Below are 23,321 nucleotides of genomic sequence, written 5' to 3'. Positions count from 1 at the left end.
TCTAAATATCTAGTCAGGACTTCGCGCGGATGGCGTGCTTCGGGCGCCACGCCTTGACCACGGCCTCGTCGGTTTCCACGTAGGGGCCGCCGATCAGGTCGATGCAATATGGCACCGCCGCGAACACGCCCTGGACCACGGACTTGCCGTCGGCATCGCGCAGACCTTCCAGCGTCTCGCGGATGGCGCGCGGCTGGCCGGGCAGGTTGATGATCAGCGCAGCACGGCCCGGCGTCTCGCGGATCACGGCCACTTGGCGCGACAGGATCGCGGTCGGCACGAAATGCAGGCTGACCTGCCGCATCTGCTCGCCAAATCCCGGCATTTCCTTGGTACCGACCGCCAGAGTTGCCTCCGGCGTCACATCGCGCCGGGCCGGGCCGGTGCCGCCCGTGGTCAGCACGAGGTCGCAGCCCACCACATCCACCAGGTCGATCAGCGTGCGCGAGATCAGCGCCTGCTCGTCCGGAATCAGCCGTTCCACGCCTTGCCACGGCGAGGTCAGGGTGCGGCCGAACCAGTCCCGCAGGGCGGGGATGCCCTCGTCCTGGTAGGTGCCGGACGACGCCCGGTCAGAAATCGACACGAAACCGACGATCAGCTCGTCGGGATGCTTACGCACGGCGGGGGAACTGGGCTGGGTGGTCAGGGGAGAGGTCATGCCTCGGGCTCCTGTGCGGGCGGGGTGGCGGCGTCGGCTGCGGCGCCAGTGGCGGCATCCTTCTCTTCCAGCGCGGTCTTCACGGCCTGGAACAGCTCGCGGAAGTACTTGGGCGGCTTGCTCATTTCGCGCTCCTTGCGGGCATTGCGGATGATATTGCGCACGGCCTGCACGTCCACGGTGGGGTGCTCGCCGAGGAACTTGGTCAGCATCGCGTCGTCGGCCAGCAGCAGTTCGCGCCAGCGTTCGATCAGGTGCAGCCGGGCCGTCTCGGCCTTGCTTGTGCCCTTGAAGCCTTCCAGCGCGGCGCGGATGGCGTCGAGTTCGTCGTCGTCCAGCCCGCGCATGACCTTGCCGACGAACTGCATCTGGCGGCGCTTGCCTTCGTGGCTGTTGATCTTGCGGGCGGCGTGGATGGCGTCCGCCAGCGACTCAGGCATCGGCACGCGCGCCAGGCGGTCCTTGGCCAGGGCTTCGAGCTCGACGCCCAGGTCTTGCAGCGCGGTCATGTCGCGCTTGCGCTGCGACTTGCTCTTGGGCAGGTCGTCGTCCGGCTCGGGGGCAAAGCCACCGGGGAAACGGGAATTGGAGGGGCTACGGGTATTTCGCGTCATAGCCGGCATTTTATCTTGCTATGATTCCCGTTTGGACTTTTGATCACGCTTGCCCACATGGACCACCGCATGGACCAGATTGCCGACAAAACCTCGCATTTCACCTATTCCCAGGACCAGCTCAAGGCCATGGCGGCCGATGTGCTGCGCGTGGCACGCGAGCTTGGGGCGACCGACGCCGCTACCGAGATCTCGGAGGGCAGCGGCCTGTCGGTGACGGTGCGCAAGGGCCAGGTGGAGACGATCGAGCAGAACCGCGACAAGGTGGTTGGCGTTACGGTGATGATCGGCCAGCGGCGCGGCAACGCCAGCACGTCCGATTTCTCGCCGGCGGCGCTGCGCGCCACGGCCGAGGCCGCCTACAACATCGCCCGCTTCACCGCCGAGGACGATTGCGCCGGGCTGGCCGAGGAAGACCTGCTCGAGAAGAATCCGCAGAACCTGGACCTGTTCCACCCGTGGACGGTGGACGCCGAGGGCGCCATCGACATCGCCCGTCGCGCCGAAGCGGCCGCGTTCGCGGTCTCGCCGAAAATCCGCAACAGCGACGGCGCGAGCGTTTCCGCGCAGCATTCGCAATTCGTGCTGGCCACCTCGCGCGGTTTCTCCGGCGGCTACCCGTATTCCCGCCATTTCATCTCGTGCGCGCCCATCGCCGGCTCGGGTGGCGGCATGCAGCGCGACGACTGGTATTCGTCCAAGCGCTCCCCGCTGACGCTGGCCGCGCCCGAGGACATCGGCCGCTACGCCGCCGAGCGTGCGCTGGCTCGCCTGAATGCCCGCAAGCTGACCACGCGCAAGTGCCCGGTGCTGTTCGAAGCGCCGCTGGCCGCTGGCCTGCTCGGCGCGTTCGTCCAGGCGGTGTCCGGTGGCGCGCTGTATCGTAAATCGACGTTTTTGTACGACACGCTGGGCAAGGCCGTGTTCGGTCCGGACATCCAGATCCATGAAACGCCGCACGTGCCGGGCGCGATGGGCAGCGCCCCGTTCGACGAGGAAGGCGTGCGCACGCGCGAGCGCGACGTGGTGCGCGACGGTGTGGTGGAAGGCTATTTCCTCTCCACCTACTCGGCGCGCAAGCTGGGCATGAAGACCACCGGCAACGCCGGCGGCTCGCACAACCTGAAGCTGACCAGCACCCTGACCCAGCCGGGCGACGACTTCGCCGGCATGCTGAAGAAGATGGGCACCGGCCTGCTGGTGACGGAGTTGATGGGGCAGGGCGTGAACTACGTGACGGGCGACTACTCGCGCGGCGCGTCGGGCTACTGGGTGGAAAACGGCGTGATCCAGTATCCGGTGGAAGAAATCACGATTGCCGGCAGCATGGTCGAGATGTTCAAGCAAATCGTGGCCATCGGCGCGGACTCGCTGGTGCGTGGCACCAAGGAAACCGGCTCGATCCTGATCGAACAGATGACGATCGCCGGGAACTGACCGGCTGGGGCCTGGGGCTGGATCGCCCAACGAAAAACGGCAGGGTTTGAACCCTGCCGTTTTTTTTTGCAGCCTCGGCTTACTCTTCGCCGGAAGGCGGCCGTTCGTACGTCACGAACGCGTAGTCGAACTGGTTGGCCTCGGAGTGATGCGTCTCGCGGGTCAGTTCGATCCAGCGGGTCCGGTCCACGGCCGGGAAGAACGCGTCGCCGGGTACGTCGGCGTCGATCTCGGTAACGATCAGCCGGTCCGCGCTGGGCAGCGCCTCGGCGTAGAGCTGCGCGCCGCCGATCAGGAAGACCTGCTCCACGCCCACGCAGAGCCGCTGGGCGTCTTCGAGCGATGCCACCACCTCGGCGCCTTCCAGCTTCAGGTCCCGGTTCCGGCTCACCACGATATTGCGGCGCCCCGGCAGCGGTCGGCCGATGGAATCCCACGTCTTGCGGCCCATGACGACCGGCGCGCCCATCGTCGTACGCTTGAAATGCTGGAGGTCTTCCGGCAGGCGCCACGGCAGCGTGTTGTCGCGGCCGATGGTGCCGTTGCGTGCCCGGGCGACGATCAGGGTCAGCAGCGTCATACGGCCACCGGCGCCTTGATCGCGGGGTGCGATTCATAGCCCACCAGCGCGAAATCCTCGTACTTGTAGTCGAAGATGCTGTCCGGCTTGCGCTGGATCTGGAGCGTCGGCAGCTTCATCGGCGCGCGCGCGAGCTGGGTTTCCACCTGCTCGAAATGATTGTTGTAGATGTGGCAGTCGCCGCCGGTCCAGACGAAGTCGCCCACGGCCAGGCCGGCCTGCTGCGCGATCATGTGCGTCAGCAGCGCGTAGCTGGCGATGTTGAACGGCACGCCGAGGAAGATGTCGGCGCTGCGCTGGTAGAGCTGGCAGGACAGCTTGCCGTCGGCCACGTAGAACTGGAAGAACGCGTGGCAGGGCGGTAGCTTCATCTGCGGGATCTCGCCGACGTTCCAGGCCGAGACGATCAGGCGGCGCGAGTCCGGGTTGTTGCGGATCTGCTGCATCAGGTCGGCGATCTGGTCCACGTGGCGGCCGTCCGGCGTCGGCCAGGCGCGCCACTGGTAGCCGTAGATCGGGCCGAGTTCGCCGTTCTGGTCGGCCCACTCGTCCCAGATCGTCACGCCGTGTTCCTTCAGGTAGGCGATGTTGGTCGAGCCCTGGAGGAACCACAGCAGTTCGTGGATGATGGACTTCAGGTGCAGCTTCTTGGTGGTGACCACCGGGAAGCCCTCGTTCAGGTCGAAGCGCATCTGGTAGCCGAACACCGAGCGGGTGCCCGTGCCGGTGCGGTCGGCCTTGTCGGTGCCATGCTCGTAAACATGGCGCATGAAGTCGAGATACTGTTTCATCGGCTTGGAAGCGAGGGCGGGGAGAAAGTGATGTCGGCGCCCGGGGGCGCCCGAGCGGGGATTTTACCCGCAAAGCAAAAGACCGCCCGGAGGCGGTCTTTTGCTGCGCCGCGGCAGGGGGCTGCCGCGCGCCGGGGTCTGACTGGTGTCAGTGGCTTTCGGCCGGGGTAGTGCGCACGCGACGCTTCTGCGTCAGGTAGCCCGCGCCCAGCACGCCGCCGATGATCAGCACATAGAGGCCAAGCTGCACGATCGAATGCGTCTCGAAGTACGTCTTGATCAGCGGCTCCTTGACGATCATGTGCACAGCCGTGAAGGCCAGCACGCCGGCGCCCAGGTAGATGATGATCGGGAAGCGCGACATCAGCTTCAGCACCAGCGTCGAGCCCCAGACCACGATCGGGATGCTGATCAGCAGGCCCAGCACCACCAGCAGGAAGCTGCCGTGCGCGGCGCCGGCTACGGCCAGCACGTTGTCCACGCCCATCACCGCGTCGGCGATGATGATGGTCTTCATCGCGCCCACCAGCGTGGTCGCGCCGCCGCCGTGCTCGTCGCCATCTTCCTCGGCGGCCAGCAGCTTGTAGGCAATCCAGACCAGCGCCAGGCCACCCACCAGCATCAGGCCAGGGATCTTGAGCAGCCAGACCACGCCGATGGTCATGGCCGAACGGACCACTACGGCGCCGACGGTACCCCAGACAATGGCCTTCTTCTGCAGATGCGGCGGCAGGTTGCGCGCCGCCAGGGCGATCACGATGGCATTGTCCCCGGCCAGCACCAGGTCAATGACGACGATGGACAGCAGCGCCGTCAGAAACTGCATCGTGAACAAATCGGTGAACCACTCCATGAACTCTCCTCGGGTACGAACGAATAGCTGCAAGCCAATTTGGCCCGCAAGGGTTTTTGTTCACCTGAGATCACGAAGCACGGGAGTTGGAAACGCCTTTGCAACGTGAAACCAGGTTGCAAAGGTCTTGCTCGACACACAGACGCGGAATGCGCGGCAGGGTCAGCACAACCGGAGACGGGTCGCGTCTCGGAATGACGATTGTGCTAAGGGCAATGGCCCCCAAGCTACTCCCCTTTGAAGGGACGCGTCCGCAGATACTGCATGAGCGGTCGCGCTGGGCGGGATTATAAGCGAAATGCGAGGAAAAATGTTGTGCAGCCTACATGCCATTTGAATGTATCTAACATGAGGCTTTTGGGTGGAGATTTCGACATTGTCAGCGGATGTAAGTCGATGCAAGGCATCCTGCACGCATATCGATATGCACCTATCCTATTGGGACTGGCTTCGGCCGGTGCGCGTCAGACTGCACAGGCGCGGACTCCGATGACGGTCGCCTGGCGCTAGCCATGGCGGTTTTGAGGGATTCACGTAGTGCCCCATCGACAACAAGGAAGCGTCATGCCGGCTGTTACGACACCACTGAACCCAACTCGACCTCTCTCCAAAGCCAATCACAACCACCACGCCCCCGCCCCCACACTCGCGCCCGAGCCATCCCCGGTCATCGTCAATGGCAATGGCCATGCCCCGGCGGCGCTCCAGCCCGAATTCGTCCAGCAGTACCACGAGGACAGCGGCGCCCTGCGCGCCGAGATCGTCGCTGGCCTGACCCGGCATCCGGCCAGCATCAGTCCGAAGTTTTTCTACGATGTGCTCGGTTCCCGGCTGTTCGAGGCGATTACCGACCTGCCCGAGTACTACCCCACGCGCACCGAAGCATCGATCTTCGCCACCTCGGCGCCCGCCATTGCGGCGCGCGCCGGCAGCGGCTGCGTGCTGATCGACCTCGGTGCGGGCAACTGCGAGAAGGCCGCGCGGCTGTTCCCCAGCCTCCAGCCAGCGCAGTACGTGGCGCTCGATATTTCCGTGGAGTTCCTGCGCGGCACGCTGACCGGCCTGCAACAGCAGAATCCGCATATTCCGATGCTGGGCCTGGGCGCGGACCTCTGCGGCCCGCTCGACCTGCCCAGCGGCGTCCGGCGCGGGCGGCGGCTGTTCTTCTATCCCGGCTCCAGCATCGGCAACTTCGCCCCGATCGAGGCGCTCGCGCTGCTCCAGCGCCTGCGCGCGGCGGCCGGGCGCGGCGACGGCGTGCTGATCGGCGTGGATCTTTTCAAGGATTCTGCGACGCTGGTGTCGGCCTATGACGACGCCCTCGGCGTGACCGCCGCGTTCAATCGCAACGTGCTGCGCAACCTGAACCGCATCGTTGGCAGCGACTTCGCGCTCGACGACTGGCGCCATGCGGCCAGCTTCGACGCCCGGTCCTCGCGCGTGCAGATGCATCTGGAGGCCACGCGCGACGTAACCGTGCGCTGGGCCGACGGCGAGCGGCGCTTCGCGGCCGGGGAGCAGATCCATACGGAGGATTCCTATAAGTATCGTCCGGAGGACTTCTCGATCCTGCTCGAGTCGGCCGGCTTCACCGATCCGGTGTGCTGGACCGACCCGAACGGCTGGTTCGCGGTGTTCCACGCGCGCGGCTGACCGTCGCGGCCGGGTCCGCGACAGAAGCCGCAGCCCAAGCAGGGGATTGAATGCCCGGGAAGGGCCATCGTCGCGCCAGTGTCATAATGCGCGCAGCCGGTGGCCCCGGCATCCCTTTTACCTTCTGTCACGGATCTGTCGATGAGCGGCTTCTCCATGCTTCCCGATCTTCACTTCACTGGCGGCAAGGCGACATGGGCTGACGCGCGCCGGCTGCCGCGCGAAGGGCTGGCGCAGGCGCTGGTGGAGTCGCGCAATCGCACGCTGGCGTGGCTGGCGGCCTTCGGCCAGACCCGCAAGGGCTGGATGGTCACGCGCCAGTACGACTGCAATCCGCCGCTGTGGACCCTCGGTCACATCGCCTGGCATGCCGAATGGTGGTGCCTGCGCGGCGTGCGCCACCTCGAGCGGGGTGGGGTGCGGCTGCCGGTGGCCAGTGAGCCGTCGCTGCTCGACGGCGCCGATGAATGGTTCGACCCGGACCGCATCGGCCCGGACGAGCGCTGGGAAATCGTGCTGCCCGATGTCGCACGCGTGAAGCAGTACGCCACGCAGGTGCTGGACGGCCTGCTGCGCCGCATCGCGCTGTTGCCCGACGACGAAGATGTCACGCTCTATCCGTTTCGCCGGGCGCTGTTCCATGAGGATGCCCAGGGCGAGACCATCGCCGCGCTGCTTCAGGCGCTGGGCATGGCGCCGGCCGAGCCGGCTGCCGTGGGCCCGTCGATCTCCGTCTCGCACAACGGCACGCTGCACTTCCCGGGCGGCCGCTTCACGCAGGGCTGGCATGACCCGGACGGCCTCGCGCTGCCGGACGAGCTGCCGGCCCAGCAGACCTATGTGCCCGCGTTCGATATGGACGGCGCGCTGGTCACCAATGCGCAATTCCTGGAATTTGTCGAAGACCACGGCTACGAGCACCCGTCGTGGTGGTCGGCGGCGGGGCGGCAATGGCTGATGACGCAGGAGCGCTCGGCGCCGCGTTACTGGTCGCGCCACTTGGTCACCCGGGCGTGGATGGTGTCGCGCTTCGGCGCGGAGCGCACGCTCAATCCCGACGAGCCGGTGCGCCACGTCACGCTGTTCGAGGCGCAGGCATGGTGCGTCTGGGCCGGCCGGCGGCTGCCGCAGGAAGTGGAGTGGGAGCTGGCAGCCACGCAGAATCGTGGCCTGCAATGGGGCGCGCTGCGCGAGTGGACGGCCACACCCTACGAGCCCTACGCGGGCTTTGTGGCGCAGCCGGCTGACCTGGAGCTGGTGGGACGCTTCGGCACGCACCAGGCCGTGCGCGGCGTCTCGTTCGCGAGCCCGGCGCGCCAGCGCCATACCCGGGCGCGCACGGCGCTGCTGCCCGAGGACGATGTCTCCTTCGTCGGCTTCAGGTCCTGCGCGGTGTAGGCCCCGACGTCGATTCCATCGCACGCAGGCAATAAAAAACGGCACCCGAGGGTGCCGTTCTTCATGGATCGTAGCGACCGGTCACCCGGTCACCCGATCAACGCTCGTAGCGCGAGCGGGTGTTGCCGTTGCGCTGGCCGCCGAAGCCGCCGCGATCGCCGAAGCCGCGGTTGCCGTCGCGCGGAGCGCCGCCTTCACGGTTGCCGCCGAAGCCGCCACGGTTCGCGCCTTCGCGGTTACCGAAACCTTCGCGGTTGCCGAAGCTGCGGTCGCCGAACGAGCGCTCGCCGCCGAAGCTGCGTTGCTGCTCGCCGCCGAACGGACGCTGTTGCGGCTGGCCACGGTCGCCGAAGCCACGGTTGCCGTCGCGCGGTGCCGCCGCAGCGCCTTCACGGTTGCCGAAGCCTTCGCGATTACCAAAGCCTTCACGGTTGCCGAAGCCGCCGCGGTCGCCGAAGCCACGGCTTTCGCCGCCGCCGAACTTGCGGTCGCCGAAGCTGCGCTCGCCGCCGGTGCCGCCATTGCCGCGGTAGCCACCGCCGCTACCGCTGTTGCCGCCGCGATAACCGCCGCCGGTGCCACTGTTACCACGGTAGCCGCCGCCGCTGCCGCCCGGCTTGCCGCCGAAGTTCGAACGCGGCTTGGGCTGGCGACGCGGCTCGAGGCCTTCGATCACCGACGCGTCGATGCGGTGGTTGGTGAAGCGCTCGATGCGCTTCCACTGGAACATGTCGCCATGGTTCACGAGGTTGATCGCGATACCCGAGCGGCCGGCACGGCCGGTACGGCCGATACGGTGAACGTAGTCTTCCGCCTGCTTGGGCAGGTCGAAGTTCACCACGTGGGTGATGTCGGGCACGTCGATACCGCGTGCGGCCACATCGGTCGCCACCAGCACGCGGATGTTGCCGCGGCGCAGGGCGGTCAGCGTGCGGTTACGCGCACCCTGGGTCATGTCGCCATGCAGGGCGCCGGCCGAGAAACCGGTGTCCGAAAGACGTTCGGCCAGCGAATCGGCATCGCGCTTGGTCGCCGTGAAGACGATGGCTTGCTTGAGCGAGGCGTCGCGCAGCAGGTGATCCAGCAGGCGCTCCTTGTGCGACATGTCGTCGGTGAAGTGCAGGCGCTGCTCGATGTTGCTCTGGTCGGCGCGGACGGCGGCGATCTCGATACGCTGCGGGTCGCGCAGCTGGCGCGAGGCCAGTTGGGCGATGCGGGCGTCGAGCGTGGCCGAGAACATCAGCGTCTGGCGCGTGGACGGCGTGGCCGCGACGATGGCGTCGATGTCATCGGCAAAGCCCATGTCCAGCATGCGGTCGGCTTCGTCGAAGACGAGCATGTCGAGTGCGGACAGGTCGATACGGCCGGCTTCGATGTGATCGAGCAGGCGGCCCGGCGTGGCCACGAGGATGTCAGGCATCTTCGACAGCATGGCCAGCTGCTTCGGGTAGGGCATGCCGCCCAGGATGCTGGCGCAGACGATGCGGCGCAGATGGCGGCCGTACTTGGCGGCAGCCTCGGTCACCTGCAGGGCCAGTTCACGCGTCGGCGTGAGCACCAGCAGCGACGGCTGGGCCGGCGACGGACGGGGGCGCTTGCCCTTCATGCGCTTGACGGGTTCGTCGCTGCGCGGACGATTCGGGGCCGCCTTCTCGCTGATGCGCTGGATGGCGGGCAGCATGAACGCGGCGGTCTTGCCCGAGCCGGTCTGGCTCGAGACCAGCAGGTCACGGCCGGCCAGGAACTGGGGAATGGCCTGGGCCTGCACCGGCGTCGGCGTGAGGTAGTTCAGTTCGGAGAGGGCGCGCAGGATGGCTTCGTCCAGACCGAGCTTGGCAAAGCCGTTTTCGGCGATGTCGACGGGTTGGGCTGCCTGGGCGGGTGCTGCGGACGCTTCGGGCGCGTCACCGGCGGTCAGCATGGCGTCGAGCTTGTCGAGCGGGCTGATGTCGGCGGGCGTGGCGGATGCGTCGGTGGCGGAGGCAAAAGATTGCTCCGCACGGAAATCGTGCTGGGTCATGTCGTGCTTATTAAATATGCATGGCACCCCCGCGGTCATGCGCAAAGGGGTGGGCGCAGTGCAAAGTCTTAAAAAAGGCTTCGGCGCCAATCGGTAGGCCGTTCGACAGACTCAGCTGGCAACACGGCGGCAGGCAGGGTGGGCGGCTGGTTTTTTAAATAAACCGGCTACTAATCCCTGGCAGGCAAACAGCGCAGGCAAACAGGCTGTTCATCAGGATCGGAGACGAGGCGACGTCTGGTGAGCGGTGCGTTCTGGCCAACACCTGTCACGGAACATCTGGAGGACAGAGGCGGGGTGCAGAGCTTGGGAGGTAGCGGGTGCGCCATGGCAGGATTGCCGGGCGCTTTGCGGAACTCACAGTGCGAAACTCACGGCGCGCAGTATAGCAGAACAATTAAATTTTTGTTGCAGTGCGAAACGTAACGAGATGTGTCGCGCACATCTGGATCACGGCAATCATCCGGCGCCACTTGCGAATGCGTCTCGCTTGAAAGCGGGGGCGTCCTGCCTATACTCAGAGCGCGAGCAATCCATGCCCGCATGGGGCGGACACCCATCGTTCCCGATGATTCGCCTTCGGCAAGGTTAGCTTGCCGCTCGCCCCCGGCATTGCGGTCATTGATGCCACTGCCAGGTTTTCTTCGACTATCCGGGTGGTCCGGATGGACGTCCGCGTCATGGGCGGAACCATGGGAAAACATGCTTGGCACAGGAATGACCGGAATTCGCCGGCGACGTTGACCCAGGTGGTCCGGGCCCGTCCGCAACCAAAGCCCGCCAGTTGTCTGGCGGGCTTTTCTTTGCAGCGACTGCCTTGCTTTGTCTGCCGGGGCGTATCGCGCCTATTTGCGCGACAGCTTCCCGGTCACCCGTTCCTGCCCTGCATGCTGTCCGGACGCTTCGGGCTGGCCCGGGAAGCCTTCCGGATACTGGATCAGGCGCGCCTGCGCACGTCGGTGGGCCTGCCAGTGGCGGCCGCCTCCGGTGCGGGCACCGCCCGTGATGGCGGTCATGGCCTCGCGGTCGAGGTCCATGTTCTCCGTCAAATCCTTGATGACGATTACTGCCATGGCGTTCTCCAGCTTTTGGGCCTGGCCATGGCCGGTCTGTTTGGGGCCGGCCGGGCGGCGCCGGGGCAGGCGCGGGCCCGATTCAGTATAGGCCAGCGGTGCCGCCGTGGCGGCACCGCCACTGGAGGGTGGCCGGTCAGGCCGCCGCCCAGTTGCCGCCCCACTGCGACGGGTTGACGCCGAGCTTGATGTTGCCCAGGTCCACGCCGACCAGCGTGTTGTTGTTGAACGCAGCCACGTTCACCTGCTGCAGCTGCTGCACGCTTTGGTTGATGTTGATGTTCACGTTGGCCAGCGGGCCCATGTTGCCGGCCTTGGCGAGCCAGCTATTGCCGCCACGGATGGCGCACAGGGACTTGCGGTCGAGTTCCTTGCTGGCGGCAAGGTCGCGCACGATGATCGAAGACATGATGGACTCCTTGATCCGGGACCGTTGGGCTCAGACCGGGCCGTACACGTTGTTGCTGGCCGTCTGCGAGGTCGTCACGGTGTTCTTCATGTGGTCCTGGAAGGCCGAGCCGTTGCCGAACGCGCTCGTCACGCTTTGCATTTGCTGGTTTTGCTGGTTGATCTCGGTGTGCTTGTCGATGGACAGCTTGAACGGGCTGTAGACCGAGGTGTAGGGGGCGAAGAGGCCGAGGCCGCCGGATACGGCGCTCATCTTCTTGGCGTCGAGGGTTGCGGTCGAGGACAGGTCTTGGATGGTCAGCGTGGTCATTTCAGTTCTCCTAGAGAGGAAGGGTGAAGCTTGGTGGTTGGTTGAGCATCGGGTTGGTGTCGCGCTCGGTTGTCATATCGCAGCAAGCGTGCCAGCGCAGGCCCGGCACATCGAAAAAAGTTGGAAAACCGCGTGGGATAAGGCGTTGCGGGGAGGTCGGGGCTGGCACGGTGCCGGCGCGCGGTGCCGCTGGCAGGGGAGAGTGGTGGATTGCCGCCAACAGATCGGCCGTGCCTGTCGGGGCGGGGCCAACGACCCGGGCAGTACCGGGTTTGCGGTTGGACAGAGTGCGCACTAGTATCCATCGTGGGCGATGGTTCGTGACGTAGCGGCATCGCCGGTCCGCAACCACTCGTCGGGATCGCATTTGATGTCTAGCCTGACCGACCTGATACGCAACTTCCAGCGCGGTGGCCTCTCGCGTGACGAGTTCCTTGCGTCAGTCGACCTGGCCCTCCAGGACGACCAGACACAGCCGACCCAGCTCGCCCGCGTGCTCAGTGAAGAACACACGCGCGCGCCGCTGCCGCCTGGCGTCTATGCCGAGGTGATGCGCCGCATCGAGTCGCGCGTGGCCACGCAGTTCGACCCGATCGGGGACGCCATGCGTGAGCCGCTGGGCGAGGAAACCCGCATGGCGCCCGATCCGCTGGACCGCAGCGCGCCGCCATCGCCATCGCCATCGCCATCGTCCTCGTCTTCGCCCACGTCGCCTTCCGCCTCCTCCCATCCCTCCGCGGGCCACAACGGCAACACCGGCAGCACGGGCAACACCGGTGGCTATGTCACCGCCGGGGCCAGCAAGGGCGTTGGCGATACCCTCAACGGCCGCTTCGTGCTCGAGGAATGCCTGGGCATCGGCGGCATGGGCACGGTCTACAAGGCGCTCGACCTGCGCAAGCTCGAGGCGTCCGACCGCAAGCCCTATATCGCCATCAAGGTGCTGAACCTCCAGTTCAGCGGGCACCCCAAGTCCCTGATGGCCTTGCAGCGGGAGGCGCGCAAGGCGCAGACGCTGGCGCACCGGAATATCGTCACCGTCTACGACTTCGACCGCGACGGCCCGACAGTCTTCCTGACCATGGAATATCTGTCCGGGAAGTCCCTCAACCGCGTGCTGCGCGCGCCGGATTTCGCCGGCCTGCCGTACGCCAAGGCGCTGCCGATCATCGTCGGCATGGGCCGGGCGCTGGCCTATGCACACGAGCGCGGCTTCGTGCATTGCGATTTCAAGCCGGCCAATGTGTTCCTGACCGATCGTGGCGAGGTCAAGGTGATCGACTTCGGCATCGCGCGCGGCTTCCAGCAGCCGACCGATGACGCGGACCAGACCGTGTTCGATCCCGGCTCGCTGGGCGGCATGACGCCGGCCTACGCCAGCCCGGAGATGTTCGAGCACCGCGAGCCCGATCCGCGTGACGATATCTACGCGCTGGGTTGCGTGACCTATGAGCTGCTGACCGGCAAGCATCCGTACGAGCGGATGTCGGCCAACCAGGCGCGCGCCTCGCACATGAAGCCGACGCCGCCGAAGGTGCTCAGCCGCAACCAGTGGAAGACGCTGCGCCAGGCGCTCTCGCTGGACCGGGCCACGCGCACGCCCACCGTGAAGCGCTTCCTGGAAGGGCTGGGCGCCGAGCCGGCGCGGCCGACGTCGAGCGTGCCGATGGCGATAGGCGGCGTGCTGGCGGGCGCCGCGTTCGTGGCGGGACTGGGCTACTACGTGTGGCGCATGGGGGCCCAGCCGAAGGAACCGACGGAAGCCACCCAGGCCAGCACGACCGAGCCGGCCGCTGTCGAGCCGCCGAAAACCGAGCCGCCGAAAACCGCTGCACCCCCGAAAGCTGCGGAGCAACCGCCAAAAGCCCCCGAACCCAAGCTCACGCTGCAGGCCGTCACCCCCGTGCTGGCAGCCGCGCCTTGCTCGCTGCTCACGGCTGCCGTCGATGGCGGCACGCTGCGTGTGGAGGGCTACGTCGCGGATACGGCCACGCGCAAGCTGCGCGACCAGTTGAACGCCATCCCCGGTGTGAAATCCCTGAAATTCGATGCCCAGCCGCTTGCCGCCGACAAGTGCGATGTGGTGCGCCTGGTGGCGCCGTACTGGTCCGGGCACAAGCCCGGCGGTGCTGTGGTGCGCACCCGGGGCAGCGACAAGCTGACCGAGGGCACGCCGCTGATCATGGACCTGAACACGCCGGGGCAGGAGACCTATGTCTACGTCGATTACTTCGTCGTCGATGGCAAGGTGGCTCACCTTGTGCCCAGCAAGCGTATTCCGGGGCACCAGGCGCCGGCCAGTTATAGCGCCACGATCGGGGAGGCGGGGGAGTGGGTGGTCTCGCGGCCATTCGGCACGGAACTGGTGGTGCTGCTGACCACCCCGGCGCCGCTGTTCGACTCGCGCCGGCCCGAGTTCGAGACCCGGCAGGAATACCTGCGGGCGCTCGACAAGCCGCTCGCGCAGATGGCCGGCAAGTACGGCCGGGACCGCATCAGCGCGGACCTCGTGCAGATTTCAACCAGCGCCCGCTAGCCCGCTAGCCCGCTAGCCCGCTAGCCCGCTACTTCAAGTCTGCTACTTCATGTCCCGCGCCACGCGGAAGCCGTTCTGCGACTGGCGCACGCTGGTGCTGTACTTGAAGCGCGTGGAAGACACCATATAGGTCGCCCCCTCCCGCCAGGAGCCACCGCGGATCACGCGCGCGGTGCAGGCCGCCTCGTCCCAGGCGCGGCCATCGACCGGTGCGTTCTTGTACGAACTGTGCCAGCAGTCGCCCACCCATTCCCAGACGCTGCCGTTCATGTCATGCAGGCCGTACGGATTGGCCGCGAACGAGCCGACGTTGGCCGGCGCGGCATCGCTCCACGGCTCGCCGCAGTCCTTGCAGTTGGCGTTGCCCTTGCGCATCTGGTCGCCCCACCAGTAGGCGGAGCTGGTGCCGCCGCGCGCTGCGTACTCCCATTCGGCTTCGGTGGGCAGGCGATAGGTCTTGCCGGTGGTCTTCGTGAGCCAGGCGAGGTACTGCTGGGTGTCATCCCAGCTGACGTCGCGCACCGGGGCGGCCTTCGCCTCGGCAGGATTGGTGGCGATGCGCGGGCAGCCGTTGGCATCGGCACAGGCATTCCATTGCTCGACGGTCACCTCGAACTTGCCGATGGCGAACGGCTGGCTGATGGTCACGCGGTGCGGCGGACGCTCGGCGGGGTCGCTGGTGCTGCTGCCCATCGTGAAGCCGCCCGGGCTGACGCTGACGAGTACCGGGCAGGCCGGGCAGTCACGGATCTCGCCGCCCTTGGCTTCGGCCGGCTTGGCCGGCGCGGTGGCGGGGGCGCCTTCCTTGCCTTCGTTCGCATAGGTCACGGTGCCCTGCGCGATGGGCCCGCCGCTGCGCGAGCGCGGCTGGTTGGCGGTGGGTGGCGTGGCGGGCGGTGTGGCGGGTGTGGCCGGGGCGCGTGCGGCAGGCGGCGGGGCGGGTGTCGGCGCCGGGGTGGGCGTCGGGGCCGGCTTGGCTTCCACCTTCGGCTCGGGCTTGGCGGGCTGGGCGGGAGACGTGGCCTTGATGCGCTCGATGCGAGACTTGGCGAGCGCCGCGAATCGCCCGTTCGGGTATTGCTTCAGATACGCCTCGTAGTCGCTCGCGTAGTTACTGTTCTTGATGGAGTCCCAGAACGACAGTTCGTACTGCTCGTCACTGTTCTTCGGCAAGATGCCGGCGCTGGCCGACGTGGCAAACATCGTACCCGCCACACCGAGGGCGCCACAGAACGCGCCGCCCCCGAGCAAAGCACTGCCAATCCATGACACGACAAGAGTTTTCCGCCACATATTCAGGCCCCGTGGGTGCTGCGCAGCGCGCGGTGTGGAGTTGCCGTGACGCAATCCGGCTCGTTTCAAGATAGCACAGCAGGTGTGGCGTGAAAGGTCGCCGCGCCGTGCCAGACCGCCCGGTTAGCTTCCGTTCGCTTTTTCCGATCTTCCGACCTACGCTTGAGGACACATCGCCGAGCGCACTGCCGCCACAACACTAATCAAGATCCGCTGCCCGCTCGCCTCGCCGGTGTCCCCGCGCGGGCACCGTGTGAAGCGGACAGATCTCCGGGAGGAGCCGCGTATGTCCAGACGATCCCCGCTCCGCGTGCTCGCGGCCGCCGTGCTTGCCACGGGACTGGCTGCCTACGCCACCCTTGCCACGCCGCTGACCCCCGCCCCGAAGAACGCCGAGACGTACATCATCTGGCCCGGCGACGGCGCCGTCATCGACGGCGGCAAGCTCTGGGTCCGCATGGGCCTGAAGGGTATGGGCGTCTGTCCGAAGGGTGTCGAGCGCCCCAACTGCGGTCACCATCACCTGCTGATCGACGCCGAATTGCCGCCGATGGACAAGGAAATTCCCAACGACCGCAACCACCTGCATTTCGGCGCGGGCGAGACCGACGCGCGCATCGAACTGCCGCCAGGCAAGCACACGCTGCAGCTATTGCTGGGCGACAGCAAGCACGTGCCGTTCGATCCGCCGATTTATTCGAAGAAGATCACGATCACCGTGCGGTGAGCGCACATTCGCGATGATCGCCGCGCAGGGGAGGGAAGCCATGACGAAGCCAGTCGCCGCAGTGATCGTTCTTGCCGCCGGCTGTCTGTGGGCAGGCAGTGCCATGGCCGCCGATGCCTCGGCGCCCGCCGGCTCGGCCGGCCATGCCGCGCATGGCGGCACGGCGGCATCGGCCGCGGGCGCCACCCCGGCCAGCGGCCCCACGCCGGCGCCGAAGAACGCCTATCTCTATATCGGCTATCCGAACAACAACCAGACCCTGCCAGCCGGAAAGCCGGTCAAGGTCTGGTTCGGGCTGCGCAACATGGGCGTGGCGCCCAAGGACGTCAAGTTCCCGAACACCGGCCACCACCATCTATTGATCGATGTGGACCTGCCGCCGATGGACAAGGAGATTCCGAACGACCGCAACCACCTGCACTTCGGCGCGGGCGAGACCGAGACCACGGTGGAGCTGGCGCCGGGCAAGCACACGCTGCAACTGCTGATGGGCGACGAGAAGCACATCCCGACCAGTCCGCCGGTGTACTCGAAGAAGATCACGATCTATGTGAAGTAGGCGGGCGGAACGCCTGCTCCACGGGGCGCGCAGCGATGCGCGCCTTTTTTTCGTCCGCGATGTTGGCGCCAGCCAGACAGTTGGCCCGCATCCGTTGTGCCGCCACCAACAGGCCGGGGCCCCGCCACCCCCCATGCCGTGTGACGCGCTCATCCGCAAAGCCTTGACCCGCCGGCGCTGGCGGGTTTTTTTCGGTCTTCTGGCACGGGCTGGCACGCTTGCTGCGATATGACAACCGAGCGCGACACCAACCCGATGCTCAACCCAACCAAGCCTTACCTCTTCCTCTCTAGGAGAATTGAAATGACCACGCTGACCATCCAAGACCTGTCCTCGACCGAAACCCTTGACGCCAAGAAGATGAGCGCCGTATCTGGCGGCCTCGGCCTCTTCGCCCCCTACACCTCGATCTATCACCCGGTGAAGATCGACTTCGACAAGACCACGACGATCAACCAGAGCAACCAGCAAATGCAGGAAGTCAACAACCTGTTCGGCAACGGCTCGGCCTTCCAGGAGCACCTGAAGAACACGGTGACGACCTCGCAGACCGCCTCGAACAACGTGTTCTGATTTATCGCCGGTTCAGATCGGCAGGGCACCGCGAACGACGGTGCCCCAAGCCGCACGGGGAGCATTGCGCCGGGGACCCCTCCGTCCCGGCGCCTTTTTTTTCGCCCCGCACACATGTCGAGGTTGGAGCTGGCTCCGCTTCGCACCACAATACAGTCGAGCGCCACGGCAGGCAGCACGAGTCCGACGGCGTTCCATGCAGGAAGTCATCGTGTTCGCTTTCGCCCCGGCCCCCGCACTGGCCAAACCTGTTGCCGCCGCGCTCTGCGCGCTGCTGATGGCGGGTTGCGCCGATTTTCGCCCCCCCGAGTACAAGCGCCCGGAAACGCCGGCCAAGGCGGACTGGTCGCGCACGGAGTCGATCACGGTATCGCCGGCCGAGACCATCGTGCCGAACTGGTGGCAAGGCTTCGGCGACCCCTATCTCGATGAACTGGTGGCCAAGGCGCTGGCCGGCAACTACGACATCCGCGTGCTGGCCGCACGTATCCGCGTGGCGAGCGCGCAGATTGGCGAAGCCCGTGCCGGCGCGCTGCCCGTGTTCGATATCGGCGCCGGCGCGAGTTTCGACAAGACCACCGGCCAGGCCATGACGCGCACCTTCAACCTGGGCGCCACGGTCAACTGGGACATCGATATCTGGGGCAAGGTGGAAAAGGGCGTGCAGGCCCAGACCGCCGAGTACCGCGCCTCCGAGGCGGACTGGCGCGCAGGCTACCTGGCGCTGGTGTCCGATGTGTCGATCACGTACTTCACGCTGCTCCAGCTCGACGAGCAGATCGCCCAGCAGCGGCTCACCGTGTCGCGCAACAACGACATCCTGACCACCTACAAGGCGATGCTCGCCAACGGGCTGCTGCCGCAGATCCGCGTGATGCAGCAGCAGGCGGAAATCAACCGTCTCAACAAGGATTTGATCGAGCTGCGCCGCTCGCGCGACGTGGCCGAGAACGCACTGGGCACGCTGGTCGGCGTGCCCGCCGGCGACTTCAAGGTGCCGGCCGGCCGATTGCAGGATCGGGTCAAGCTGCCCGTCGTGCCGGCCGGGCTGCCGTCGCAGTTGCTGGCACGCCGCCCGGACATCGTCGCCGCCGAGTACCGCGTGCTGTCCGCGTACAACGTCGTCGGCCAGGCCCGGCTCGCCCAGCTGCCCAGCATCAGCCTCACGGCGCGCGGCGGCACGGCCAGTTTCGCGCTGTCCGACCTGCTCAAGTCCTTCACTTTCGGCTTCATGCCGAGCATCAACCTGCCGATGCTCGACCCCAACGTGCGCGCCCGCGTGAAGACCACTGAAGCCAATATCGGCGTGGTGGAGAACGAGTACGGCCGCACGGTCATGACGGCGTTCGAGGAAGTGGAGAGTGCGCTGGTCAATGTGGATGCCCACAAGCGGCAGCGCATCGAACTCCAGCAGCAGGTGGATCAGCTGCGCGTGGTCTCCACCCAGATCGAGGCACAGGCCAAGGAAGGGATTGCGTCACAGCTGGAGGTCTTCGAGACCGAGCGTTCGCTGCTCCAGGCGCAACTGGCGTTGTTGGGGGCGCACCAACAAATCCTGGCCGATACCGTCACGCTGTACAAGGCACTCGGTGGCGGCTGGCCGAGCACCACCGTCAGCAATGCCGCGCCATCCAACGGTGCGAATACGACAGCGAACGTAGCGCCTTAGCCGCACGCGCGCACAAAGCGTTTCAACCTTGAAACCCGCCTGCCGCGTGCGTTCGCGCAACGCTGCACCGCAGCGGATTGACTCCCGAAAAGCGTGGCCTACTATGTTCATACGCGTGACCTCCCGTACCCCCATGGCCGGCCCATCCGGCCATGCGCGGCACAGCGCCACCGGCCCGACTGTTGGTTCCGTTGAAACATGACGCGCGACGATGCCCTGATCATGGAAATGCCGGTGAGAACGGGGCAGGCGTTCGACGTCCTGCTGATGCCCGTGTCCCGGCCCGAACTCGGCGAAATCCGGATCGGGGAGGATTTGTTCGCCATCGGCCGCGGCGAGGCGCCGTTCGTCGCCTATCCGGCGGAGACGGTCTCGGTACTTTCGCGCCGCCATGCGCGCATCTTTGCCGAGGACGGCGCGGTCTACGTGGCGGACCTCGGCAGCAAGAACGGCACGCGCGTGAATGGCGATGCGGTGGTCAAGCAGCCGGCACTGCTGCGCGATGGCGACGAGGTGAGCTTTGGCGCGGCGCTGTCGTACCGCGTGCGCGTCTATCCCCGCCCGCCGACCCCGGAGCCGCCGCGCCTGGCAGTCACGCTCGCGCCGATCCGGCCGGAAATCGGCCTGCAGCCGGTGGTCGTCGCGGGTTTCCCGTTCCTGGTCAGCAAGGCCGATGACACGTTTGCACGCTATCGCGACGACTATCCGCATCAGGTCAACTACCTCTCGCGCCGCCACGCGCACCTGTTCCTGAAGGCGGGGTCGCCGTGGCTGGAGGACCTGGGCAGCACCAACGGCACCTTCGTCAACGGCGTGCGGCTCGAGGACCAGGCTGTGCGGCTGGAGCCCGGCGATGTGATTGCATTCGGCGGCAGCCACTTCGTCTACCGCGTGGACATCGAGCGCGAGGACGATGCCGACGCCACGGCCACGCGCACCGTGGTGTACGAGGCGCCGCCGCCTGCCCTGGAGGCCGCTGCCGCTCCCGCCGCCGTTGACCCGCTGGGCGTCGACCCCGACAAGACCACCTTCGTCGGCGCCGCTGATTCCTTCCTCGACATCTTCTGCGTCGACTACGCCGCCGCGCAGGAGGACGAGGTGAACCCGGAGCCGATGCCAGACGGCGGGCACGCCCCGGCCCACAAGCCGGCGCCGCGCGGCAAGGTGGCCATGCTGCTGGCCGAGGCGGCGCGCACCTTCGGCATCGATGACCGGCGCAAGCAGGCGCGCGTGGCACGCTGGGGCGCGGTGGCGCTGCTGCTGGCGGCCATCGGCGGCGGCTACCTGTACTGGCGCGGCGCGCCGGACCGCTCGCTGACCGCGCTGATGGATAAGGGCGAGTACGCCCGCGCCGCCGCGCTGGCGGACAATTACCTGACGCGGCAACCGGACAACCCCCAGTATCAGGCGACGGGGACCGAGGCGCTGATGCGTGCCTGGGTGCCGCCGTGGACCGCCCGGGTGCGCGCAAAGGACTTCAGCGGCGCCGATGCCGTGCTGGCCGAGATGCGCACCCACAGCCGCCATAACGCCGATGGCCGCGCGCTCATCGACGAACTGGAGTGGGTGACCAGCGTGGCGCGGCTGATGGCGGCACGCGGCGGCCCCGACGCCCCGATCCGCATGTATGCCGACGAAGCGCGCATCCGCGCGCTGGTCGCCCGCTGGGGTACCGACACGGTGGCGCACCAGCGCGCGCTGGGCCGCATCGCCAACCAGGTGCCGGTGTTCCGCGACGCCTATGCGGAGGGCCTGAGCAACCTGCGCAGGCTCCAGAACGAGGACTCGGTGTATCTGACTGCCATCGATCGTCTCAATGCCGCTATCGCCACCGAACTGGCCCGCGAGCAACCCGAGGCACTGCAGGCGATGCTGGCCGACTACAAGGACAAGTACCCGCGCCTGGCCGGGCTGGACAGCGTGGAGAGCGACCTGAAGCAGTACACGGCGCTGATCGAGGCGCTGCGCCAGCGCGCCACGGGGCCGCTCGTCGCCCAGATGCGGCAGGTCAGCTTCGCCACGCCGCCGTTCAAGACGCAGTACGAGACGCTGCGCGCGGAGAAGCTGCCACCGGCCGATGTGCAGCGCCAGTACGCGCTGGCCGACGATGCCTGGCGGCGCGGCGACAGCGCGGCGGCCATCGACGCCCTGCGCCAGATCAACAGCGGACCGTGGGCGGCCGATGTGGCGAAGGACGTGGCGCACAAGCAGCAGGTGGCCGCGCAGTTCGCCAAGGTCAAGGAGGGCCGGGCGGGCAGCAGTGGCTATGAGGACGCCTTGCTGGCCTTCTACGCCGCGCTCGACCCGGATGCCGATGCGTATTACGTGAAGGCCATCGACGCCGACGTCAACACCATCCGCGAGGCCGCGCTGCGCCGCGCCAACCAGCTGCTGAACCGCGCCGCCACGCAGTGGCGCCAGTACCGCAACAACGGGCTGATCGCGGGCGAACAGCGGCTGGAGGCCGGTATCTCGCCGAAGTTCCGCGCGCAGGCCCGCCTGCTGGCCGAGGCGCAGGGCGATGCCCGCCAGGGCTTGCGCATCTACACCCAGCTCAAGGCCGGCGACATGGCCGAGTGGACCAAGGTGCGCGACGAGATCCAGGCCGAGGTGGACCTCCAGCGGCGCTCGCTCAACGACCTGCGCATGGTGCTGGACCCGGCCGTGCTGCGCGCCAAGCTAGAACTGGTGGGCGAGGGCAGCAAGGAGGCCGCGTCGGCCGGTGCCAGCGCCCCCGCCAGCACCACCGCATCCGGAGGCGCGCGATGAGCGAGGATCCCCGCGACAACAAGCTGCGCCCGCTCAACGAGGCGCTCGAGGACCACAGCGCCGAAGGCATCGCCATCCTGAGTTCGGAGCCGTGGCGGCTGTCGATGCTGACCGTGGTCATCACCGGCGCGCTGGTGATTTGCGCGCTGATCTGGTCTTTCTTCGGCCATGCCGATGTCATCGTGACGGCCCACGGCACGCTTGCGCCGGAGTCGGAAGTCCGCCGCTTCTACGCCCCCGTCGATGGCGAGCTGGCCGACCTCTACGTGGCCGAAGGCCAGCCGGTGTCGAAAGATGACGTGCTGGCGCGGCTCAACGCGCGCGGCGCGATCGAGGCGGCGGCCAGTGCGCTGGAGGCGCAGCTCAAGCTGGAGGACTCCGAGCGCGAATGGAAGCAGTTTCCCGAGCGCAAGGTGCTGATGGAGCGCCGCGCGCAGGCGCTCAAGCAGCAGATCGAGCTGGGCACGCGCCAGCACGAGAACCGCATGGCCGAGGGCACGACGCGGCTGGCCGAGCAGCAGCGCGCGCAGTTGCAGGAGGCGCGCAGCAATCTCGAAAACGCCCGCCGGGCGCGCGACTTCGCCCGGCAGGAGCAGGACCGCTACGCGCGCCTGTTCGCGCTGCCGGCTGGCGGCGGCGTGTCGCAGTCGCAGGTGGAAGGCAAGCGCGCCATCACCCAGGATGCCGAGAACAACCTGCGCGTGGCGCAGTCGCGGCTGAGCGAGCTGGACGCGCGGCTGTCGCAGCAATACACGCAGGCCAGCGCGCAGTTGGAGGGCAGCGGGCAGGAGCTGGCGAACCTGCGTATCCAGTACGACGCGGCGATGCGCGAGATCAGCAACACCGAGGACAAGCTGCGCCTGCAGGTGCAGACTGCCCGCCTGGTGGCCGAGGCCGCCGCGCGCATCAAGTTCGAGAACATCGACAAGGACAACTTCCTGCTGATCGTGGCGCCGGTGTCGGGCGTGATTACCGACGTCACCTCCACCCAGCGCGGCGACAAGGTGCAGGCCAACGCGCCGCTCGGGGGCATCGCCCCGAAGGATGCCCGGCCGATGCTGCGCATCGAGATTGCCGAGCGCGACCGCGCCTTCCTGCGCGAGGGGCTGCCGGTCAAGCTCAAGTTCAACGCATTTCCGTATCAGCGCTACGGGCTGATCGCGGGGACGCTGGAGTACATCTCGCCGGCCACCAAGCCGTCGGGGCCGGACAAGCAGCCCGTGTACGAGGGGCGTGTGCGGCTGGCGCAGGACTACTACGCCGTGGCCAGCAGCCGCTACCCGCTGCGCTACGGCATGACCGCCACGGCCGAGATCGTGGTGCGCGAGCGCCGCCTGATCGACCTCGGGCTAGACCCGTTCCGGCAGGTGGCGGGCTGAACAGATTCCAGCAAGAAA

At 67.0% G+C, this 23,321-nt stretch carries 20 protein-coding genes; 10 read left to right on the top strand and 10 right to left on the bottom strand.

Features of this window, described 5'->3' with window-relative positions:
- Positions 1 to 13: 13 nt before the first annotated feature.
- Together mog and yjgA are read right to left on the bottom strand one after the other, a co-directional pair.
- Positions 14 to 661, bottom strand: coding sequence for a molybdopterin adenylyltransferase (mog, locus tag BM115_RS02690; RefSeq protein WP_092290310.1), 648 nt, complete (start codon positions 659 to 661; stop codon positions 14 to 16).
- Positions 658 to 1,275, bottom strand: coding sequence for a ribosome biogenesis factor YjgA (yjgA, locus tag BM115_RS02685; protein ID WP_304441446.1), 618 nt, complete (start codon positions 1,273 to 1,275; stop codon positions 658 to 660). The genes mog and yjgA overlap by 4 nt, the downstream gene beginning before the upstream one ends.
- Positions 1,276 to 1,344: 69 nt before the next feature.
- Here yjgA and pmbA point away from each other — a divergent pair, with 69 nt between their 5' ends.
- Positions 1,345 to 2,712 (top strand): metalloprotease PmbA, encoded by a 1,368-nt coding sequence (gene pmbA / locus BM115_RS02680; RefSeq protein WP_092290863.1) that lies wholly within the window; start codon positions 1,345 to 1,347, stop codon positions 2,710 to 2,712.
- Between the two features lie 79 nt (positions 2,713 to 2,791).
- Here pmbA and BM115_RS02675 read toward each other — a convergent pair whose 3' ends face one another.
- The 3 genes from BM115_RS02675 to BM115_RS02665 all read right to left on the bottom strand — a co-directional run bounded on the left by BM115_RS02675 (position 2,792) and on the right by BM115_RS02665 (position 4,936).
- A complete protein-coding gene (locus tag BM115_RS02675) occupies positions 2,792 to 3,292 on the bottom strand; it encodes a dihydrofolate reductase (protein ID WP_092290306.1) in 501 nt (166 codons plus the stop codon).
- Positions 3,289 to 4,083: a thymidylate synthase gene (locus tag BM115_RS02670; protein WP_092290304.1), complete on the bottom strand. Its 795-nt coding sequence runs from the start codon at positions 4,081 to 4,083 to the stop codon at positions 3,289 to 3,291. The genes BM115_RS02675 and BM115_RS02670 overlap by 4 nt, the downstream gene beginning before the upstream one ends.
- Positions 4,084 to 4,231: 148 nt before the next feature.
- A complete protein-coding gene (locus BM115_RS02665; RefSeq protein WP_092290303.1) occupies positions 4,232 to 4,936 on the bottom strand; it encodes a TerC family protein in 705 nt (234 codons plus the stop codon).
- A 564-nt stretch (positions 4,937 to 5,500) separates the two neighbouring features.
- Here BM115_RS02665 and egtD point away from each other — a divergent pair.
- A complete protein-coding gene (gene egtD, locus BM115_RS02660) occupies positions 5,501 to 6,589 on the top strand; it encodes an L-histidine N(alpha)-methyltransferase (protein ID WP_092290302.1) in 1,089 nt (362 codons plus the stop codon).
- 141 nt (positions 6,590 to 6,730) lie between these two features.
- The gene (locus BM115_RS02655; protein WP_092290301.1) at positions 6,731 to 7,987 is read left to right on the top strand and encodes an SUMF1/EgtB/PvdO family nonheme iron enzyme; all 1,257 of its coding nucleotides are present in this window, start codon (positions 6,731 to 6,733) and stop codon (positions 7,985 to 7,987) included.
- A 97-nt stretch (positions 7,988 to 8,084) separates the two neighbouring features.
- Here BM115_RS02655 and BM115_RS02650 read toward each other — a convergent pair whose 3' ends face one another.
- The 4 genes from BM115_RS02650 to BM115_RS02630 form a co-directional block, all read right to left on the bottom strand.
- Positions 8,085 to 10,007 (bottom strand): DEAD/DEAH box helicase, encoded by a 1,923-nt coding sequence (locus tag BM115_RS02650; RefSeq protein WP_092290300.1) that lies wholly within the window; start codon positions 10,005 to 10,007, stop codon positions 8,085 to 8,087.
- Positions 10,008 to 10,852: 845 nt separating this feature from the next.
- Positions 10,853 to 11,080, bottom strand: a complete 228-nt coding sequence (locus tag BM115_RS02640; protein WP_255370669.1) for a hypothetical protein — start codon at positions 11,078 to 11,080, stop codon at positions 10,853 to 10,855.
- 136 nt (positions 11,081 to 11,216) lie between these two features.
- On the bottom strand, positions 11,217 to 11,489 hold the full coding sequence (locus tag BM115_RS02635) for a hypothetical protein (protein ID WP_092290299.1): 273 nt from the start codon (positions 11,487 to 11,489) through the stop codon (positions 11,217 to 11,219).
- A gap of 30 nt (positions 11,490 to 11,519) precedes the next feature.
- Positions 11,520 to 11,798, bottom strand: coding sequence for a hypothetical protein (locus BM115_RS02630; RefSeq protein ID WP_092290298.1), 279 nt, complete (start codon positions 11,796 to 11,798; stop codon positions 11,520 to 11,522).
- A gap of 370 nt (positions 11,799 to 12,168) precedes the next feature.
- On the opposite strand from BM115_RS02630, the gene BM115_RS02625 reads away from it, so the two are divergent.
- A complete protein-coding gene (locus BM115_RS02625) occupies positions 12,169 to 14,334 on the top strand; it encodes a serine/threonine protein kinase (protein ID WP_092290297.1) in 2,166 nt (721 codons plus the stop codon).
- 42 nt (positions 14,335 to 14,376) lie between these two features.
- Here BM115_RS02625 and BM115_RS02620 read toward each other — a convergent pair whose 3' ends face one another.
- Positions 14,377 to 15,537, bottom strand: coding sequence for a formylglycine-generating enzyme family protein (locus BM115_RS02620; RefSeq protein ID WP_255370668.1), 1,161 nt, complete (start codon positions 15,535 to 15,537; stop codon positions 14,377 to 14,379).
- A 376-nt stretch (positions 15,538 to 15,913) separates the two neighbouring features.
- On the opposite strand from BM115_RS02620, the gene BM115_RS02615 reads away from it, so the two are divergent.
- The 6 genes from BM115_RS02615 to BM115_RS02590 all read left to right on the top strand — a co-directional run bounded on the left by BM115_RS02615 (position 15,914) and on the right by BM115_RS02590 (position 23,303).
- Positions 15,914 to 16,354, top strand: a complete 441-nt coding sequence (locus BM115_RS02615; RefSeq protein ID WP_092290294.1) for a DUF4399 domain-containing protein — start codon at positions 15,914 to 15,916, stop codon at positions 16,352 to 16,354.
- 40 nt (positions 16,355 to 16,394) lie between these two features.
- On the top strand, positions 16,395 to 16,913 hold the full coding sequence (locus BM115_RS02610) for a DUF4399 domain-containing protein (RefSeq protein ID WP_255370667.1): 519 nt from the start codon (positions 16,395 to 16,397) through the stop codon (positions 16,911 to 16,913).
- 303 nt (positions 16,914 to 17,216) lie between these two features.
- Entirely contained in the window at positions 17,217 to 17,486 is a 270-nt protein-coding gene (locus BM115_RS02605) for a hypothetical protein (protein WP_092290290.1), read from the top strand.
- 196 nt (positions 17,487 to 17,682) lie between these two features.
- The gene (locus tag BM115_RS02600; RefSeq protein WP_092290288.1) at positions 17,683 to 19,155 is read left to right on the top strand and encodes an efflux transporter outer membrane subunit; all 1,473 of its coding nucleotides are present in this window, start codon (positions 17,683 to 17,685) and stop codon (positions 19,153 to 19,155) included.
- A 198-nt stretch (positions 19,156 to 19,353) separates the two neighbouring features.
- Positions 19,354 to 21,924 (top strand): FHA domain-containing protein, encoded by a 2,571-nt coding sequence (locus tag BM115_RS02595; RefSeq protein ID WP_092290286.1) that lies wholly within the window; start codon positions 19,354 to 19,356, stop codon positions 21,922 to 21,924.
- The gene (locus tag BM115_RS02590) at positions 21,921 to 23,303 is read left to right on the top strand and encodes a putative HlyD family type I secretion protein (RefSeq protein ID WP_092290284.1); all 1,383 of its coding nucleotides are present in this window, start codon (positions 21,921 to 21,923) and stop codon (positions 23,301 to 23,303) included. Before BM115_RS02595 ends, BM115_RS02590 begins: the two co-directional genes overlap by 4 nt.
- The last annotated feature ends 18 nt before the right edge of the window (positions 23,304 to 23,321 follow it).

This window comes from Cupriavidus sp. OV096, from assembly GCF_900115455.1.
Classification (GTDB): Bacteria; Pseudomonadota; Gammaproteobacteria; order Burkholderiales; family Burkholderiaceae; genus Cupriavidus.
The sequence above is the reverse complement of the archived record's forward strand: the minus strand, read 5'-3'. Positions and strand labels throughout refer to the sequence as shown.

What these genes read in the sequence shown, in the direction of transcription:
- BM115_RS02650 (WP_092290300.1), bottom strand. Translation starts at nt 10,007, where the DNA reads ATGACCCAGCACGATTTCCGTGCGGAGCAATCTTTTGCCTCCGCCACC.
- BM115_RS02615 (WP_092290294.1), top strand. Translation starts at nt 15,914, where the DNA reads ATGTCCAGACGATCCCCGCTCCGCGTGCTCGCGGCCGCCGTGCTTGCC.
- BM115_RS02640 (WP_255370669.1), bottom strand. Translation starts at nt 11,080, where the DNA reads ATGGCAGTAATCGTCATCAAGGATTTGACGGAGAACATGGACCTCGAC.
- BM115_RS02635 (WP_092290299.1), bottom strand. Translation starts at nt 11,489, where the DNA reads ATGTCTTCGATCATCGTGCGCGACCTTGCCGCCAGCAAGGAACTCGAC.
- egtD (WP_092290302.1), top strand. Translation starts at nt 5,501, where the DNA reads ATGCCGGCTGTTACGACACCACTGAACCCAACTCGACCTCTCTCCAAA.
- BM115_RS02655 (WP_092290301.1), top strand. Translation starts at nt 6,731, where the DNA reads ATGAGCGGCTTCTCCATGCTTCCCGATCTTCACTTCACTGGCGGCAAG.
- BM115_RS02630 (WP_092290298.1), bottom strand. Translation starts at nt 11,798, where the DNA reads ATGACCACGCTGACCATCCAAGACCTGTCCTCGACCGCAACCCTCGAC.
- yjgA (WP_304441446.1), bottom strand. Translation starts at nt 1,275, where the DNA reads ATGACGCGAAATACCCGTAGCCCCTCCAATTCCCGTTTCCCCGGTGGC.
- BM115_RS02610 (WP_255370667.1), top strand. Translation starts at nt 16,395, where the DNA reads ATGACGAAGCCAGTCGCCGCAGTGATCGTTCTTGCCGCCGGCTGTCTG.
- BM115_RS02605 (WP_092290290.1), top strand. Translation starts at nt 17,217, where the DNA reads ATGACCACGCTGACCATCCAAGACCTGTCCTCGACCGAAACCCTTGAC.
- pmbA (WP_092290863.1), top strand. Translation starts at nt 1,345, where the DNA reads ATGGACCAGATTGCCGACAAAACCTCGCATTTCACCTATTCCCAGGAC.
- BM115_RS02670 (WP_092290304.1), bottom strand. Translation starts at nt 4,083, where the DNA reads ATGAAACAGTATCTCGACTTCATGCGCCATGTTTACGAGCATGGCACC.
- BM115_RS02600 (WP_092290288.1), top strand. Translation starts at nt 17,683, where the DNA reads ATGCAGGAAGTCATCGTGTTCGCTTTCGCCCCGGCCCCCGCACTGGCC.
- mog (WP_092290310.1), bottom strand. Translation starts at nt 661, where the DNA reads ATGACCTCTCCCCTGACCACCCAGCCCAGTTCCCCCGCCGTGCGTAAG.
- BM115_RS02620 (WP_255370668.1), bottom strand. Translation starts at nt 15,537, where the DNA reads ATGTTTGCCACGTCGGCCAGCGCCGGCATCTTGCCGAAGAACAGTGAC.
- BM115_RS02665 (WP_092290303.1), bottom strand. Translation starts at nt 4,936, where the DNA reads ATGGAGTGGTTCACCGATTTGTTCACGATGCAGTTTCTGACGGCGCTG.
- BM115_RS02595 (WP_092290286.1), top strand. Translation starts at nt 19,354, where the DNA reads ATGACGCGCGACGATGCCCTGATCATGGAAATGCCGGTGAGAACGGGG.
- BM115_RS02675 (WP_092290306.1), bottom strand. Translation starts at nt 3,292, where the DNA reads ATGACGCTGCTGACCCTGATCGTCGCCCGGGCACGCAACGGCACCATC.
- BM115_RS02590 (WP_092290284.1), top strand. Translation starts at nt 21,921, where the DNA reads ATGAGCGAGGATCCCCGCGACAACAAGCTGCGCCCGCTCAACGAGGCG.
- BM115_RS02625 (WP_092290297.1), top strand. Translation starts at nt 12,169, where the DNA reads ATGTCTAGCCTGACCGACCTGATACGCAACTTCCAGCGCGGTGGCCTC.